Consider the following 16,417-nt stretch of genomic DNA (forward strand, 5'->3'; position numbering starts at 1 on the left):
GTCGTGCCAGGATGGTAGGTATGGCGAAGACCGGTACGACCACCACCCAGGGGCTGCGCTCCGCGATCGAGCGCAGCGGCTACTACCCGACCCTCGTGTCCGAGGCTGTCGAGCAGGCGGTGGGCAGCGACGTTGTCGACGCCTTCCTGGTCCACCAGGAGACCACCTTCGACGCCAACGAGGTGCGCCGGCACGTCACGGTGCTGGTGCTGACCGACACCCGGTTCATCGTCAGCCACACCGATGAGCAGGGCGCCGACGACACCTCCCCGGTGCCGTACGCGACCACCTCCACCGAGAGCGTCAAAATTGGCCGGATCTCCTCGGTCGTGGTCAGCCGCGTCGTCGCCAACCCGGAGAACTACACCCGCGGCACCCTGCCACGCGAGGTCGTGCTGACCATCGGCTGGGGCGCGGTCTCCCGGATCGACCTGGAGCCCGCCGCCTGCGGCGACCCGAACTGCGACGCCGATCACGGCTACACCGGATCCGCGACGGCCGACGACCTGTCGCTGCGGGTGAGCGAGGCGGGCGACGGTCCGGAGACCGTGGCCCAGGCGCTCGCCTTCGCGCAGGCACTGTCGGAGGCCACGGCCCGCACGCCGGAGTGACGGCCCACGCCGAGGCTGCCCGGGCCACAGGCTGCCCACGCCGAGGCTGTCCGGGCCGAGGCCGCACCGGTCCGGGCCCTCCGAGGCAGACGACGCCAGAACAGCGACGACGCCAGCACAGAAACGACTTGATGACTCTCCCTCTCTCCGCCGCGCCGGTACCCGCCTACGGCTCGGCCTCACTCGCTGATGTCCTGCCCGCGATCGCGGCGGGCTTCGGCCTGACCGGGACCGACGGTGTGCCCGGGACCGGTCTTGAGCTGCCGCAGGCGGACCGGGTCTGCGTCTTCCTGGTCGACGGACTGGGCTGGGAACTGATCCGCAGTCACCCGGACGAGGCGCCGTTCCTCACCTCGCTGCTGCCCAGCTCCCTCGCAGGCAGCGGTCGTCCGCTGACCGTCGGCTTTCCCTCCACCACCGCGACCAGCCTGGCGTCCTTCGGGACGGGGCGGCCGCCTGGCGAGCACGGGCTGGCCGGGTACCTGGTCCGGATCCCCGGCGAGAAGCGGCTGATGAACCAGCTGCGCTGGCAGCCGCATGTGATGCCGCGCAGCTGGCAGCCGTACCCCACCGTCTTCCAGCGGACCCATGCGGCGGGCATCTCGACCTGCCAGGTCTCCTCGCCCATGTTCGAGTTCACCCCGCTGACCGAGGTCGCGCTCTCCGGCGGTGAGTTCCTCGGCCGGCTGACCGGCGAGGAGCGGATGGACCTGGCCGCCGAGCGCCTGGCGGCCACTGACCGGGCCCTGGTCTACACGTACTACAGCGAACTCGACGCGATGGGCCACCGGCACGGCGTCGGCTCGGACGCCTGGCGCGGGCAGCTCATGGTCGTGGACCGGCTGGCGCAGCGTCTCGCCGAGCAGTTGCCGCCGCGCTCCGCGCTCTACGTCACCGCCGACCACGGCATGGTCGACATCCCGACCGATCCGGGAGCGGGGGCGCGCGTCGACTTCGACGCGCCGGAGCAGCAGGAGCTGCGCGAGGGCGTGCTGCTGCTCGGCGGGGAGGGACGTGCGCGGCACGTCTACGCCCAGCCGGGGGCCGAGGCCGAGGTGCTGGCGGCCTGGCGGGAGCAGCTGGGGGACAGGTTCTGGATCGCCTCGCGCGAGGAGGCGATCGAGGCGGGCTGGTTCGGGCCCGTCGTGGACGAGCGGGTGCGCGGCCGGATCGGCGACGTCGTCGCGGTCGCCGCCGCGGAGGCCGCCGTGGTCGCCACGCGCAGGGAGCCGGGGGAGTCGTCGATGGTCGGGTTGCACGGGTCCATGCACCCGGGCGAGCAGCTGGTGCCGCTGCTGGAGGTCCGTCGTGGCTGATCTGATCTTCTTCTCCGGGACCATGGACTGCGGAAAGTCGACGCTGGCGCTGCAGATGGACCACAACCACCGGGCGCGCGGGCGGCAGGGGATCATCTTCACCCGCAACGACCGCGCCGGTTCGGCGATCCTCTCCAGTCGGCTCGGGCTGAGCACGGAGGCGGTCGAGGTCGGCGACCACCTGGACTTCCACGCGCACGTGGTGGCGCTGCTCTCGGCCGGCGCCCGGATCGACTACCTGATCTGCGACGAGGCACAGTTCTTCGAGGCGGAGCAGGTCGATCAACTGGCCAGGATCGTGGACGACCTGTCGATCGACGTGTTCACCTTCGGTATCACCACCGACTTCCGCACCCGGCTCTTCCCCGGCTCCGCGCGGCTGATCGAACTGGCCGACCGAGTCGAGGTGCTCCAGGTGGAGGCGCTCTGCTGGTGCGGGGCGCGGGCGACGCACAACGCGCGGACCGTCGGCGGCGTGATGGTGGTCGAGGGCGCGCAGGTGGTGATCGGGGACGTGGCGGTGAACGAGGACCAGGTGGGATACGAGGTGCTGTGCCGGAGGCACCACCGGCGGCGGATGACGGCGGCGACGGCCCGCGCCGGGGCGCTCTCGCCGGACGTGCTTCCGTTCGAGAGCGCCTCGGGGCAGCGATCTGACGCCTGATCAGGCCGGATCGTCCCGGCCTGAACGATTCAGGCAGGTCAGAAGTCGCAGCGTGCGGTCTCCGTGGGGCCGAGGTCGGGTTCGTCGCGGAGCTCCAGCGCGGTGCCGGGCTCGTGCAGTTCCAGTACCACCACCTCGTTGCGTCCGGCGCGCCACAGCGGCGCAGGGGCGTAGAGGGTGTGCTGCGGGCCGATCTCCCAGTAGCGGCCGAGCGTGAAGCCGTTGAGCCAGACCACGCCCTTGGTCCAGCCGGGCAGCGCGAGGAAGCCGTCGGCGGGGGCCGGGATGTCCAGCTCGAAGCGGTGGAAGACCGGACCGGCCGTGCCCGTCGCCTCGTCCTGCCGGTCAGGCCGGCCCGGTCGGCCAGGTCGGTCCAGCAGGAACGGCAGCTCCGGCAGCGGGTCGAGCGGCAGCGGGCGGATCTCCCAGCCGAACTGGTACCGCCCGTCCAGGAGTACGCCGCCGGTGATGCCCTTGCGGTCGGCGAGCAGCGGGCCGTAGTTGATCCGGCCCTGGTTCTCGACCAGCAGCTCCAGTTCGGCGCCGCTCGTGGGGACGCTCAGCGCGATCGACTGCTCGGGTCGGTTTCGTTCGAGCACACCGATCGACTCGCCGTCGAGGAAGACCTGCGCCCGATCGGCGAGACCGTCCACGCGCAGTTCGGTCGTGGTGAGCGGACCGCGCAGGCGGGTCCGGTAGTGGATCAGGCCGAGCGACTGCCCGACCGTTTCCATCGGCTCCGGCTCCAGCCACTGCCCCGGCTTGCCCAGCTCGTCCAGGCAATCGCGGAGCGCCACCCGGCCGGTGGCCACGACCGCCTGGGAGGCGAGGCGCGGCAGCGGCGCCGGCAGCGGGTGCGGGACGGGGCCGATGCGGCGCTCGATCACCTCGCGGAAGGCGTGGAACTTCGGCGTCAGCTCCCCGGCCTCGCCGACCGGCGCGTCGTAGTCGTAGCTGGTGACGGTGGGGAGGTAGTCGGCTCCGTCGTGGTTGGCGCCGTTCCACCAGCCGAAGTTGGTGCCTCCGTGCGCCATGTAGATATTGACCGAGGCGCCCGTCGCCAGCAGCGCGTCCAGCGCCTCGGCGGCGTCGCGCGGATCGCGCACCCGGTGCGGTCGGCCCCAGTGGTCGAACCAGCCGTCCCAGAACTCCATGCACACCAGCGGGCCCTGCGGCTGGTGTCGGCGCAGGCAGTCCAACGCCTCCTCGGGCCGGGAGCCGAAGGTGCCGGTGGTCAGCACCCCCGGCAGTCGCCCGCCGAGTTGGAACCGGTCCTCGGCGCCGTCGGCGGTGAAGAGGAGGCAGCTGACGTCGCGGGCGAGCATTCCGTCCCGCAGGTGGGCCAGATAGTCGGTGTCGTTGCCGTAGCTGCCGTACTCGTTCTCCACCCCCATCGCCACGATCGGTCCGCCCCGGTCGTCCTGGAGCGGCGTCAACTGTGGCAGCACAGCGTCGAACCAGGAGTCGACGGCCGCCAGGAAGCGGGGGTCGCTGAGCCGCAGGCGGATCGACCTGTCCGCCAGCAGCCAGGCCGGCAGGCCGCCGAACTCCCACTCCCCGCAGATGTAGGGGCCGGGCCGGACGATCACGTCGAGACCCAGTTCGCCCGCGAGCCGGACGAAGCCGGCGACGTCCTGCCAGCCGCTGAAGTCGAAACTGCCGCGCTCGCGCTCGTGCAGGTTCCAGGCGACGTACGTCTCGACGGTGTTGACGCCCATCGCGCGCAGTCGCAGCAGGCGGTCGCGCCACTGGTCCGGATGGATCCGGAAGTAGTGCACCGCGGCCGAGACGAACTGGTGCGGGACGCCGTTCCTGAGGAAGCCGGTGCCGGTGGTGCTGCTCGTCACAGTCAGTGGCATGCGGGCGCCCCTGCGGCCAGAAAGCGGCGGTGACGTTCGGTCAGTGTCCGCAGCGTCTCGGTGCCGGGCGTGTCCCAGACCTCCTGGTTGAAGATCTCGACCTCGGTCCAGCCCTGGTACCCGGCCTCCGCGACGAGCGCCGCGATCCGTGGGATGTCGATCGAGCCGTCGCCGACGTGGCCCCGCCCGAGCAGGGCGTCGGCGGGCAGCGGCAGCAGCCAGTCGCAGACCTGGAAGGCGTGGATGAGTCCCGCCGCGCCCGCGCGCGCGATCTGGGTCTCCAACTCCGGGTCCCACCACACGTGGTAGGTGTCGACGACGACGCCGGTACCGTGACCGGCCTGCTCCGCCAGGTCGAGGGCCTGGCCCAGGGTGGAGACGACGGCGCGGTCCGCGCAGAACATCGGGTGCAGCGGCTCGATCGCCAGCCTGACGCCGTGTGCCTCGGCGTAGGGGGCGAGGGCGGCGATGCCTTCGGCGACGGTTCGCCGGGCGGCCGGGAGGTCGCGACTGCCGTCGGGCAGTCCGCCGCAGACCAGGACCAGGGTGTCGGTGCCGAGCGCGGCCGCCTCGTCGACGGCCCGCCGGTTGTCCTCGATGGCGTCGGGCGCGGCGAAGAAGCCACCACGGCAGAGACTGGTGACGGTCAGTCCGGCGTCGCGCACGAGGCGCGCGGCCTGGTCGAGTCCGGTTTCGGCGACCCGGTCGCGCCAGAGGCCGATCCCCGCGATGCCCGCTTCGACGCAGCCGGCCACGGCGTCGGCGAGGGTCCAGTTCTTGGTCGTGGCGGTGTTCAGGGCAAGCAGCTCCAGGCCGGGGCCGGGGAGCAGGGGAGAATGCGCGCGGGGGGTCGCGGGACTGGCGGTCACTGCTCGAAGCCCTTCGTGGCGAGGAACGTGCGCATACGGTCGGCGGCCAGGTCCGGGTCGGGCAGCGCACCGGCCTCGGCCGCGAGCACGAACAGCTGTGCCAGGTGCGCGACCTCGCGGCTCTCCTGCTCGCCGCCGACCATGGTGAAATGGTCCTGGTGGCCGGCCAGGTGGGCGAGGAAGACGACGCCGGTCTTGTAGTGGCGGGTCGGCGCGGCGAAGACCTGCCGGGCCAGCGGCACGGTCGGTTCGAGGATCGCCCGGTAGCGGGCCGCGTCGCCCCGGTCCAGCGCGTCCAGCGCGGCGGCGGCGTGGCGGGCCAGCGGATCGAAGACGCCGAGCAGCGCGTGGCTGAAGCCCTGCTCGTCGCCAACAATGAGCTCCGGGTAGTGGAAGTCGTCGCCGGTGTAGAGGCGCACGCCGTCCGGGAGCGCTCGGCGCAGTGCGATTTCCCGGTCGGCGTCGAGCAGGGAGACCTTGATGCCGTCGACCTTGTCCGCGTGGTCGCGGATGATCGCGAGCACCTGCTCGGTGGCGCGGTCGAGGTCGTCCGAGCCCCAGTAGCCGGCGAGCGCCGGGTCGAAAGCCGTGCCGAGCCAGTGCAGGATCACCGGCTGCGCCGACTGCGCGAGCAGTCGGCCGTAGACCTCGGCGTAGTCGTCGGGCCTTCCGGCGGCTGCGCGCGCCAGGGCGCGGCTGGCCATCAGCACCACGCGCGCGCCGGCGCCCTCGACGACCTCCCACTGCTCTTCGTAGGCGGCGATGATCGCCTTGAGCGAATGAGCGTCCCCGATCGTCGCCGCGCCCAGTTGATCGGTGCCGATGCCGCAGGCGATCAGTCCACCGGCGTCCCGTGCCGCCGCGCCGCTGCGTTCGATCAGTTCGCGGGTGGCGGGCCAGTCCAGGCCCATGCCGCGCTGGGCGGTGTCCATGGCGTCGGCTACGCCGAGGCCCAGGGACCACAGGTGGTGCCGGAAGGCGAGCGTCGCGTCCCAGTCGAGGGCGGCAGGCAGGCCGGGACCGTTCGGCCGTGCGGGATCGGCGACCACGTGGGCGGCGGCGAAGACGGTCCGGCTGCGGGCGGGTGGTGCTGTGGCGGGGAGCGTCGCGAGCAGGGCCGAGGTGTCGTGCAGTTCGTAGCGGGTGGCGACGCCGCGAAGCGGAAGCAGAAGGGAGGGCAAGGGTGCTCCTGGTGGTCAGAGCTTGCTGATCAGAGGCTGAGTTCGGGGACATCCAGACGGCGGCCCTCGCGGGAGGAGCGCAGGCCGAGTTCGGCCAGCTGCACGCCCTTGGCGCCGGCGAGCAGGTCGTAGGGGAACGGCGCGTCGGCGACGACGTGTGCCAGGAACTGCTCCCACTGCACCTTGAAGCCGTTGTCGAAGTCCTGGTTGTCCGGCACCTGCTGCCACTGGGCGCGGAACGGCTCGGTGGCGGGCAGGTCCGGGTTCCACACCGGCTTGGGCGTGGTCGCGCGGTGCTGGATCCGACAGTTGCGCAGCCCCGCGACGGCGCTGCCCTCGGTGCCGTCGACCTGGAACTCCACCAGCTCGTCGCGGTCCACCCGCACCGCCCAGGAGGAGTTGATCTGGGCGATCACGCCGCCGTCGAGCTCGAACACCCCGTAGGCGGCGTCGTCGGCGGTGGCCCGGTAGGCGTGGCCGTGCTCGTCCCAGCGCTCGGGGACGTGGGTGGCAGCCTGCGCGTAGACGGAGCGGACCGGGGCGAAGACCCGCTCCAGCACGTAGTGCCAGTGCGGGAACATGTCGAGCACCATGCCGCCGCCGTCCTCGGCGCGGTAGTTCCATGAGGGCCGCTGCGCGGCCTGCCAGTCGCCCTCGAAGACCCAGTAGCCGAACTCGCCGCGGACGGAAAGGATCCGGCCGAAGAAGCCGCTGTCGACCAGGCGCTTCAGCTTCAGCAGGCCCGGCAGGAAGAGCTTGTCCTGGACGACGCCGTTCTTGACCCCGGCGTCGCGCGCTGCGCGGGCGAGGGAGAGGGCCGCGTCGAGGGAGTCGGCGCTCGGCTTCTCGGTGTAGATGTGCTTGCCGGCCGCGATCGCCGCGCGCAGGGCCTTCTCGCGGACCTGGGTGAGCTGGGCGTCGAAGTAGATCTCGTTGGCGGGGTCGGCCAGGGCGGCGTCCAGGTCGGTGGTCCACTGGGTGAGGCCGTGGCGCTCGGCGATGGTGCGCAGCTTCTCCTCGCTGCGCCCGACCAGGACCGGTTCGGGCATGACCACGGTGCCGTCGGGGAGGGTGAGGCCGCCCTGGTCGCGCAGGGCGAGGATGGAGCGGACCAGGTGCTGGCGGTAGCCCATGCGCCCGGTGACGCCGTTCATCACGATGCCGATGGACCTCTGTGCCATGAGCGTGTCGCCCCTCTCGTCAGTGTCATGGAAAGCGCTTTCCAAGAGGTACGTTACGAGCATGGCGAATCCACGGTCAAGGACCCGTCCGGCACGCACCGGCGGTGTGACGCTGCTGCAGGTGGCCGAGCACGCCGGGGTCTCGCTCGCGACCGCGTCCCGGGTGCTGCACGGCAGCGGCACGCGCACCGTCGGCGAGGAGCTGCGGCGGCGGGTCGAGTCGGCGGCCGAGGAACTGCGCTACATCTCCAACGCGCCGGCCCAGGCCCTGGCGCGCTCCACCAGCTCGGTGGTCGGGTTGATCGTCCACGACGTCGCCGACCCGTACTTCGGCGCGATCGCGGCCGGGGCGATGCGAGCCGCGCGAGAGCACCGCCTGCTGGTGATGATCGCCGCCACCTTTCGTGAGCCCGGCCTGGAGCTGGAGTACCTGCGTGGACTGCGCGCTCAGCGCGCCCGGGCGGTGATCCTGGCCGGCAGCGGCACGGTCGACGCCGCCGCGACGGAGCGCCTCGCGGAGGAGATCGCGGGCTTCGAGGCTGACGGTGGCCGGGTCGTCTGCATCGGCGAGCGGGGCCCGGATCTCGACACCGTGGCCATGGCCAACCGGTCCGGCGGCGGGCTGGCGGTGCAGGGGCTGTGGGAGCTCGGGCACCGGCGCATCGGCGTGGTCTCCGGTCCGGAGGAGCTGCTGACGGTGCGTCACCGGCTCGACGGGGCGCGTCGTGCGCTGCGCGCGTTGGGCGCGCCGTGGGATCCGGGCGCGGTCCGCTCCGGGGACTTCACCCGCGAGGGTGGTCGGGGGGCGGCGGTCCGATTGTTGACCGAGCGGCCTGAGCTGACCGGGGTGCTGGTGCTCAACGACGTCATGGCGGCGGGTGCGCTGGCGGGGCTCAGGGACGACCTCGGGCTCGCGGTGCCCGAGCAGGTGTCGGTCGTCGGCTTCGACGACGTCCCCTTCGCGGCGGACCTGTGCCCGCCGCTGAGCACGGTCCGGCTCCCGCTGGAGGCCGCGGGCGAGGCGGCACTTCGCCTCGTCCTCGAGGACGGCGCGGAGGTGCCGCGGCAGGTGAAGCTGCCCGCGGAGCTGATCCTGCGGGGGAGTACGGGGCTCGCGCGACGCTAGTACTGCGGGTGGCGGTGCGGGTGTGGGTGCGTTGTGTTGTGGTGCGGGTGTCGGCGCAGGATGGGCGCGAGGCGGGTCGGTAGCCGCCTGCGGTCGGTCGGCGGTGCTTGCTGTCGGAGTCGTTGACCGCAGACTGGAAAGCGTTTACCGTCATGCCACCCGGGAACGGAGGCGGGCCTTCCCCACCCGCGCCGCTCCCCCGGAATGACGCGGCCAAGACTGACGCGGCGCGCCTCCGCCTGCCCGGAACGGACGTTTCGAGGCAAGGAGGCCTTGATGCAGAGCCGCTCCAACTCCCCCACACCGAACTCCGACCTCACCCCCGCCCGCGGGCCCCACCCGCTCAGCCGCCGTCGGTTCATCCAGCTCGGTGCGGCTGTCACCGCGCTGACCGCCGGCGGCAGCTGGCTCGGCGCGGCCACGTCGGCAGCCGCCGCCGACGCGTACGACGGTCTGCGGGCCCGCTGGCTGCAACTGCTCACCGGCACCGGATTCGACTCCACCGCCGCGCCTTTCGCCACCATGCTGGCCACGACCGGCAGCCAGGCGAGCACCAACCTCAGCACCATGGCCGCGACCAGCAGCTCGCTCTGGCCCGACCTTCCCATCGGGACCGTCTCCGCGAACGTCACCACGAGCTTCAGTCGCCTCAAGACCATGGCACTCGCCTACGTGCAGCCCGGAACCGGTCAGACCGGCAGCTCCGCCCTGGCCACCGCGATCGCCACCGGCCTGGACTGGATGCACGCCCACGCCTACACGCCCACGACCACCACGTACAACAACTGGTGGGACTGGCAGATCGGCAGTCCGGAGCAGCTGGCGGACATCTGCGTGCTGATGTACGCGCAGTTGAGCTCGACGCAGATCGCGGACTACTGCTCCGCCATCGACCACTTCGTCCCCGACTCCGCCGTCGCGGCCTACAGCGGCACCAGCACCGGGGCCAACCGTGTCGACCTCTGCCATGTGCTCGCGCTGCGCGGGGTGCTGGGCAAGAGCTCGGCCAAGCTGACGACCGCGCAGGGCGGGCTCTCGCCGGTCTTCCCCTATGTGCTGAACGGCGACGGGCTCTACGCGGACGGCTCGTTCATCCAGCACACCTACCTGCCCTACGCCGGCTCCTACGGCGCGGTGCTGCTGGGCGGGGTCGCCTCGCTGCTCTACCTGCTCTCCGGATCGAGCTGGGCGATCACCGATCCAGGGGTGCAGAACCTGTACGACTCGGTCACTCGCGCCTACGCCCCGTTCCTCTACAACGGGCTGGTCATGGACGGCGTCTCCGGACGGGCGATCAGCCGGGGCGTGCAGTTGAGCGATCCGCTGCAGATCCAGCAGGACGACCACACCCGTGGTCACGGTCTGATCAACGGGATCCTGCTGCTGGCGGACGCCGGGGTGGCGCCCGCCGCGCAGACGGCGAGCTGGAAGGGCATGGTCAAGGGCTGGGCGCAGCGCGACTACTACAGCCCGTTCATGAGCGATCGGACGGTCGGCGTGCCGGGGCTCGCGCGGGCGCAGGCGCTGCTCAACGACTCGACGGTGACGGCGGCGGCCGAGCCCGTCGGAGCGCACGTCTTCGGCATGGACCGGGCCGTCTTCCGGCGTACGGGTTGGGCCGCCTCGCTGAGCATGGCGAGCGCGCGCACCACCTACTACGAGACCGGCAACGGCGAGAACCTCAAGGGCTGGCACACCAACGACGGAATGCTCTACTGGTGGGGGGCGAGCTCAGGCAACGGCCAGTACTCCGATGCCTTCTGGCCCACGGTCAACCCCTACCGGCTGCCGGGCACGACGGTCTCCACGGTGACCCTGGCCAATGGCGCGGGCGGCGACTGGGGTGCCTCGCACCCGGCGTCGGTCTGGGTCGGCGGCGCGACGGACGGCACGTACGCCTCGGTCGGCCAGGACCTGCGCGGACTGAGCAGCACGATCACCGGGAAGAAGTCGTGGTTCTTCTTCGACGACTCGGTCATGTGCCTGGGCGCGGGGATCAGCTGCACGGACGGCGTTCCGGTCGAAACGGTGATCGACAACCGCAACCTGGGCGCGAGCGGCACTCATTCGCTCACTGTGGACGGAAGTGTTCAGTCGACCACGCTGGGCTGGTCGAACACCTTCACCGGGGCGACGTCGGTCGCGATCGGCGGCTTCGGCGCGTACGTCTTCCCGGGCGGTGCGACGGTCAACGCGCTGAGGGAAGCCCGCACCGGCGCCTGGTCCGACATCAACACCGGTGCCTCCACCACCCAGTTGACCCGCCGCTATCTGACGCTCTGGTTCGAGCACGGCACCGACCCGAGCAACGTCGGCTACAGCTACCTGCTGATGCCCGGCGCCGACGCGACGGCAGCCGCCGCGCGCGCCGCGTCGCCACAGGTCAGCGTGCTGGCCAACACGGCTTCGGTGCAGGCGGTGAGCGACAGCGCCTCCGGCGTCACCGCCGCCAACTTCTTCGTCGCAGGCAGCGCTGGGCCGATCACGGTCTCCGGGCCCGCTTCGGTGCTGATGCGCGAGCAGAACGGCACGCTGACCGTGGCGGTCGCCGATCCCTCGCGCACGGCGTCGACGGTTCGAGTGACGCTGGCCCGCTCCGGCTACGTCTCGGCCGTGCCGGGGCAGGGCGTGAGCGTGCTGGGCACCTCGGGCCGGATCACGCTGCTGGTGGAGGTCGGCGGCGCACACGGAGCGAGTCGCACGGTCACCCTGACCACGTCGGGAAGCGCGGCCGTGCCGGAGACGGCGTCGCTGCTCGCCCCGAGCGCCGACACCTACGTGCGCGACGGCGCGTCCTACGCCGGCGTCAACTACGGCACGGCGACGACGCTGGCAGTCAAGAACACCAACACGACCGGCAGCGGCTACAGCCGGCAGGCGCTGCTCGCCTTCGACGTGTCGCAGCTGAGCGGCACCGTCGGCCGGGCCGTGCTCTGGCTCTACGGACAGGTCCAGGACAGCGGCGGCACCCTCACCACGGTCCAGGCCTTCGCCTCCGGCGCGGACACCTGGACGGAGACCGGCGTGACCTGGAACAACGCGCCCGCACTGGGCACGGCTCAGGGGACCGGTCGGATCTCCTCCGCCTACGACTGGGTCGGCCTCGATGTCACGGCGGCCGTGGCGGCGGCGCTGCCGGGCGCGGGCGGGGACGGGAAGGCATCGGTCACGGTGTTCGGGCCGCTGGGAGCGGCCGGTCTCGCGGCGGTGTTCAACAGCCGCGAGAACGGCAGCAACCCGCCGGTGCTGCAGGTGATTACGCACGCCTGAGCATTTCCGTCGAGTCTGGAGCTTCCAGCGGAGCTGTTCAGGTCTGTCGGAAGAGCAGCGTGAGCTCCGCCTTCCCCGGGCGCAGCCGGTGTTCGGGGAGGGCGCCCGGGCCGCAGGACGCGGTGCCGAGGCCGTCGTGGGCGAGGTCGAGGAAAAGGTGCAACTGGCCGTCCGGCTCCAGTTCGTGCGGGTGCCTCGCCGCAGCCAGGGCCGCGTTGCTCCACGGCCGGGCTGCGAAGTCGAAGCCCGGCGCGCCCTCGACGCGCAGTCCGTGACCGTGCGGGTCGGTGAACTCCGCCCAGCGGACCGCCGAGCGGTTGCCGTTCTCCTGTGGCCGCAGGTAGGGCGTCTGCAGCGCGGTGACCGGCATCGCCCAGCGGCCCACCCGGGCGGCGGCGTGGCTGTCGCGGTACGACTCGCCGGGGCCGAGACCGAACCAGGCGACCTGGACCAGTGAGCCGGGCAGGGCGAGGTGCAGGCCGAGGCGCGGCAGCGTGAGCTCGCCCCAGCGGGCGGCGTCGCCGTCGGGTTCGATACTCAGGTCGAGCCGGAGCCCGCCACCCTCGGCGCGCCAGCGGTAGGTCGCCAGCAGCCCGAGGTCGGAGGCGGCCGGCGCGACGCGGGTGCGGACGGTGCGCGCACCGGCCGTCGTGACGTCGTCGATCGTGCGGTGACGCATGCGGTGCAGTCCGGCTCGCTCCCAGGCGCGGGCCAGGGACCGCTCGCCGCCGCCTCGGTCGTTGTCGGTGGGCGCGCGCCAGATGTCCAGACGTGCGTTCGTGACCACGCCGAGCAGTCCGTCGGGGTTGATGTCCAGGTCCACGTCGATGTCGGGGCGGGTGGCGGGCTCGATGGCGCCGAGCGGGAACTGACCCCAGGCGACCTCGTGGCCGGCCGTGGCCCATGGTTCGTCCTCGGTCAGCTTGGCGCTGACGGTGAGCCACAGCTCGGAACCGGGCGCAGCGCCGGCCGTTGCCGTCGCTGCGGTCAGTACGTCGTCGAGAGGAAGCGAGAGGCTGCTGCCGGCTGCCAGCGGCGGCATTTCGACGGCGCCGGCCGCGACGGCCTGTCCGTCCCGCTCCAGGGTCCAACCGATCGCGAGGTGAGCGAGCGAGCGGAAGTCGTAGCGGTTCTGGACGCGCAGTGTCGTCCCGCCGGTCTCCAGCTCGAGTCCGACCGGTTCGATCACCTTGGCGTACTCGATCAGGCCGGGGGAGGGCGTGCGGTCAGGGAAGAGCAGGCCGTCGGCGACGAAGTTGCCGTCGTGGAGCTCCTCGCCGAAGTCGCCGCCGTAGGCGTACCAGCGGCGGCCCTGAGCGTCCGTGCGGGCGATGCCGTGATCGATCCACTCCCAGACGAAGCCGCCCTGGACCCGGGGATGCTGATCGATCAGTCGTTGGTACTCGCTCAGCCCGCCCGGTCCGTTGCCCATGGCATGGGCGTACTCGCAGAGCACGAACGGCAGCGTACGGCGGTGCCCGTCGAGCGATCCGTCACGGGTCGGCGGTTCCTCGCCCCGGCCGATCGCGTCGACCTCCGCGTGCGAGGCGTACATCCGCGAGTACACGTCGACGTAGCCGCTGTCCCAGTCGCCCTCGTAGTGGATCGGGCGTTCCGGGTCGCGGGCGCGGCACCAACGTGCCATCGCCTCCAGATTGCGGCCGGTGCCGGACTCGTTGCCCAGCGACCAGAGGAGCACCGAGGGGTGGTTCTTGTCCCGCTCCACCGTGCGCCGGATCCGGTCCAGCAGCGCGTCGTGCCAGCGCGGGTCGTCGCTCGGGTTGCCGCGCCAGTCGACCTGCTCGAAGCCGTGCGTCTCCAGATCGCACTCGTCGACGACCCAGAGACCGTACTCGTCGCACAGCTCGAGGAAGGCGGGGTGCGGCGGGTAGTGGCTGGTCCGGACCGCGTTGATGTTGTGCCGCTTCATCAGCAGCACGTCGGCCAGCATCGTCTCCCGGTCCAGCGCGCGGCCGAGCTCCGGGTGCCACTCGTGCCGGTTGACGCCGCGCAGCGTGATCGGCCTTCCGTTCACGGTGAGCAGCCCGTCGACGACCGCGACCGTGCGGAAGCCGATCCGCAGGCGGACCGTCTCCCGCTCGGTGCGCAGCACGGCGTCGTAGCGGCGCGGGACCTCGGCGGACCAGGGGTCGACCCGGTCGATCAGGTGCGGGCCGGCCGGGTCGACGTCGTGCAGTCCGAGTTCGGGGATGCTGAGCCGGACGCCGGAGCCGGCCGTCGCGCCGGCCGTTTCGATCGCGAGGCTGCCCGCGCCCGTGGTGTGGTCGTAGCCGGCGTGCACGAAGAAGTCGTCGAGGGCGGGCTCGGGCCGGGCCAGCAGGGTGACGTCGCGGAAGATGCCGGAGAGCCACCACATGTCCTGGTCTTCCAGGTAGCTGCCGCTCGACCACTGGTGCACCCGCACCTCGACGGTGTTGGCGCCGGGGCGCAGCAGCTCGCCGACCTCGAACTCGTGGGCCAGTCGGCTTCCTTTGGCATGGCCGAGCGGAGTGCCGTTGACCGAGACGGCGAAGCAGGAGTCGACCCCGTCGAATCGGAGCAGGGTGCGCGCGCCGCCGTCCGAGCCGGTGCCCGGCCAGTCGGATGGCAGTTCGAAACTGCGTCGGTAGTCGCCGGTGGGGTTCTCGTCCGGGACGTGCGGCGGATCGATCGGAAAGGGATAGCTGACGTTCGTGTATGCGGGGGAGCCGTGTCCGTGCAGCTGCCAGTGGGCCGGGACCGGGAGCTCGGTCCACGGGCCGTCGTCGAGGCGGAACTGCCAGGGACCGTTGAGCGAGAGGGCGGGGGCGTCGGAGTCGGCGGTGGTGCGGGGCGGGATCGCTCCGGCGCCAGGGGCGGGGTCGACCACATAGGGCAGGGGCACGGCGCTCCTCGGTACGGCGGGGCAGGCGCGGGCGGGGCGAGCAGTGCCTCGAATCTAGGAAACCGAGGCTGTTGCGTCAAGAGCGAATGATCGTATGATCGCTAAGCGAAAGAATCGCTCAAAATCGCGACAGCTGCAAGGGGAAGCACATGCGCGCCACCGCCGAGGTCCGGCATCGGCAGATCCTCGACCTGCTCCGCGAGCGACCCAGCCTCAGAGTGGGCGAGCTCGCCGCCGCGCTCGGGGTGTCCGCCGCCACCGCGCGCCGCGACGTGGAGGCGCTCTCCGTCGCGGGCCTGCTGGACCGCGCCCACGGGCGGGTGACCAGGCCGGGCGGCGCGCCGCTCTTCCCTGCCCCGCCACCGGCGCCACTGCTGCCACCGCTCCCGGTGACTGGGCAGCTCGGTGGCGCGGGCGCGGATCCCCTGGTCATCGGCATGCTGGTGCCGGTCGCCGACTACTACTACGCCGAGGTGATCCGTGGTGCGCAGGCGGCCGCCGCGCGGGCCGGGGTTCGCCTGGTGCTCGGCATCTCGCACTACTCGGCGGAGGCCGACCGGGTGCAGCTGGCCGCCCTGGTCGAGAGCGGAGTCGTGGGCCTGCTGCTGACGCCCAGCTGGGCCGGCGGACAGCCCGGCGTGGCCGAGGAGCGGCGGATCCTTGGGCTCGGGGTGCCCGCGGTGCTGCTCGAACGCCGGGCAGCCGCCGGCACCGGGCTGGCGGGGCTGGATCGGGTCTGCACCGCTCACGCCGAGGGGGCGGGGCTCGCCGTGCGGCACCTGGCCCGCCTCGGCCGACGGCGGATCGGCCTGCTGGTGCGCGCGGAGACGCCTACCGCGGGCCATCTGGCCGAGGGCTACGCGGCAGCCGTGGCGGCGCTCGGCCTCGAAGCGCTGGTGCTCGATCTGCCGGGTCCGCGGGGGCGTGGCACAGGGGCGGCCGACGACGTGGTGGAGGCGGTTCGGCACGCCGGGCTCGACGCGGCGCTGGTGCACACCGACGAGGACGCGCTGCGCCTGCTCCAGGCGCTGCACCAGCAGGGCCTGCGGGTTCCCGACGACCTGGCGCTGGTGGCCTACGACGACGAGGTGGCCGCGCTCGCCGACGTGCCGTTGACCGCCGTCGCGCCGCCCAAGCGGCAGCTCGGCGAGACGGCGGTGGCGATGCTGCTCGACCGGCTGCGGGTGCGGGCCGGAGGCGTGGACGGCGAGGAGGTCACCCACCGGCACCTCGACCTGCTGCCCTCGCTCAGGGTGCGCGTATCCTGCGGCGACACCCCGGAGCCGGCGGGTGTCCTGCCCGCGCGGCGTGAGCATCTGCTCATCTGACCCATCGGATTTCGATCGAGTGATCAAATGAAAGTTTTTCGATGATTCGCTCTTGACGGCGAGCGATTCGAGCCCAAGGATGACGCTTCATCGCCTCGGTTCGCTCGCGAGCCCCCCGAGGCGATCAC

At 72.0% G+C, this 16,417-nt stretch carries 11 protein-coding genes; 6 read left to right on the top strand and 5 right to left on the bottom strand.

The window, feature by feature from the left end:
• Positions 1–20: 20 nt before the first annotated feature.
• From ABIA32_RS14035 to ABIA32_RS14045, 3 genes are all read left to right on the top strand, one after another.
• Positions 21–611: a DUF5998 family protein gene (locus ABIA32_RS14035; protein WP_370094702.1), complete on the top strand. Its 591-nt coding sequence runs from the start codon at positions 21–23 to the stop codon at positions 609–611.
• Between the two features lie 131 nt (positions 612–742).
• The gene (locus ABIA32_RS14040) at positions 743–1,927 is read left to right on the top strand and encodes an alkaline phosphatase family protein (RefSeq protein WP_370094704.1); all 1,185 of its coding nucleotides are present in this window, start codon (positions 743–745) and stop codon (positions 1,925–1,927) included.
• On the top strand, positions 1,920–2,591 hold the full coding sequence (locus tag ABIA32_RS14045) for a thymidine kinase (protein ID WP_370094706.1): 672 nt from the start codon (positions 1,920–1,922) through the stop codon (positions 2,589–2,591). Before ABIA32_RS14040 ends, ABIA32_RS14045 begins: the two co-directional genes overlap by 8 nt.
• 38 nt (positions 2,592–2,629) lie before the next feature.
• Here the strand turns inward: ABIA32_RS14045 and ABIA32_RS14050 are convergent, their stop codons facing one another.
• The 4 genes from ABIA32_RS14050 to ABIA32_RS14065 form a co-directional block, all read right to left on the bottom strand.
• Positions 2,630–4,450 carry a beta-galactosidase family protein gene (locus tag ABIA32_RS14050; RefSeq protein ID WP_370094708.1) on the bottom strand — a complete coding sequence of 607 codons (1,821 nt, stop codon included), beginning with the start codon at positions 4,448–4,450 and terminating at the stop codon, positions 2,630–2,632.
• A complete protein-coding gene (locus tag ABIA32_RS14055; protein WP_370094710.1) occupies positions 4,441–5,319 on the bottom strand; it encodes a sugar phosphate isomerase/epimerase family protein in 879 nt (292 codons plus the stop codon). Before ABIA32_RS14055 ends, ABIA32_RS14050 begins: the two co-directional genes overlap by 10 nt.
• Complete coding sequence (locus tag ABIA32_RS14060; RefSeq protein WP_370095138.1) at positions 5,316–6,452, bottom strand: dihydrodipicolinate synthase family protein; 1,137 nt, start codon at positions 6,450–6,452, stop codon at positions 5,316–5,318. The genes ABIA32_RS14055 and ABIA32_RS14060 overlap by 4 nt, the downstream gene beginning before the upstream one ends.
• Before the next feature lie 77 nt (positions 6,453–6,529).
• Positions 6,530–7,681 carry a Gfo/Idh/MocA family protein gene (locus ABIA32_RS14065; protein ID WP_370094712.1) on the bottom strand — a complete coding sequence of 384 codons (1,152 nt, stop codon included), beginning with the start codon at positions 7,679–7,681 and terminating at the stop codon, positions 6,530–6,532.
• Between the two features lie 61 nt (positions 7,682–7,742).
• Between ABIA32_RS14065 and ABIA32_RS14070 the strand changes: the two genes are divergently transcribed.
• Positions 7,743–8,807, top strand: coding sequence for a LacI family DNA-binding transcriptional regulator (locus ABIA32_RS14070; protein ID WP_370094714.1), 1,065 nt, complete (start codon positions 7,743–7,745; stop codon positions 8,805–8,807).
• A gap of 276 nt (positions 8,808–9,083) precedes the next feature.
• Positions 9,084–12,077, top strand: coding sequence for a polysaccharide lyase family 8 super-sandwich domain-containing protein (locus tag ABIA32_RS14075; protein ID WP_370094716.1), 2,994 nt, complete (start codon positions 9,084–9,086; stop codon positions 12,075–12,077).
• A 37-nt stretch (positions 12,078–12,114) separates the two neighbouring features.
• Here the strand turns inward: ABIA32_RS14075 and ABIA32_RS14080 are convergent, their stop codons facing one another.
• Positions 12,115–14,961, bottom strand: a complete 2,847-nt coding sequence (locus ABIA32_RS14080) for a glycoside hydrolase family 2 TIM barrel-domain containing protein (RefSeq protein ID WP_370094717.1) — start codon at positions 14,959–14,961, stop codon at positions 12,115–12,117.
• A 149-nt stretch (positions 14,962–15,110) separates the two neighbouring features.
• Here ABIA32_RS14080 and ABIA32_RS14085 point away from each other — a divergent pair, with 149 nt between their 5' ends.
• Complete coding sequence (locus ABIA32_RS14085; RefSeq protein ID WP_370094719.1) at positions 15,111–16,289, top strand: substrate-binding domain-containing protein; 1,179 nt, start codon at positions 15,111–15,113, stop codon at positions 16,287–16,289.
• Positions 16,290–16,417 lie beyond the last annotated feature (128 nt).

It is taken from the genome of Streptacidiphilus sp. MAP12-20 (assembly GCF_041262525.1).
Classification (GTDB): Bacteria; Actinomycetota; Actinomycetes; order Streptomycetales; family Streptomycetaceae; genus Streptacidiphilus.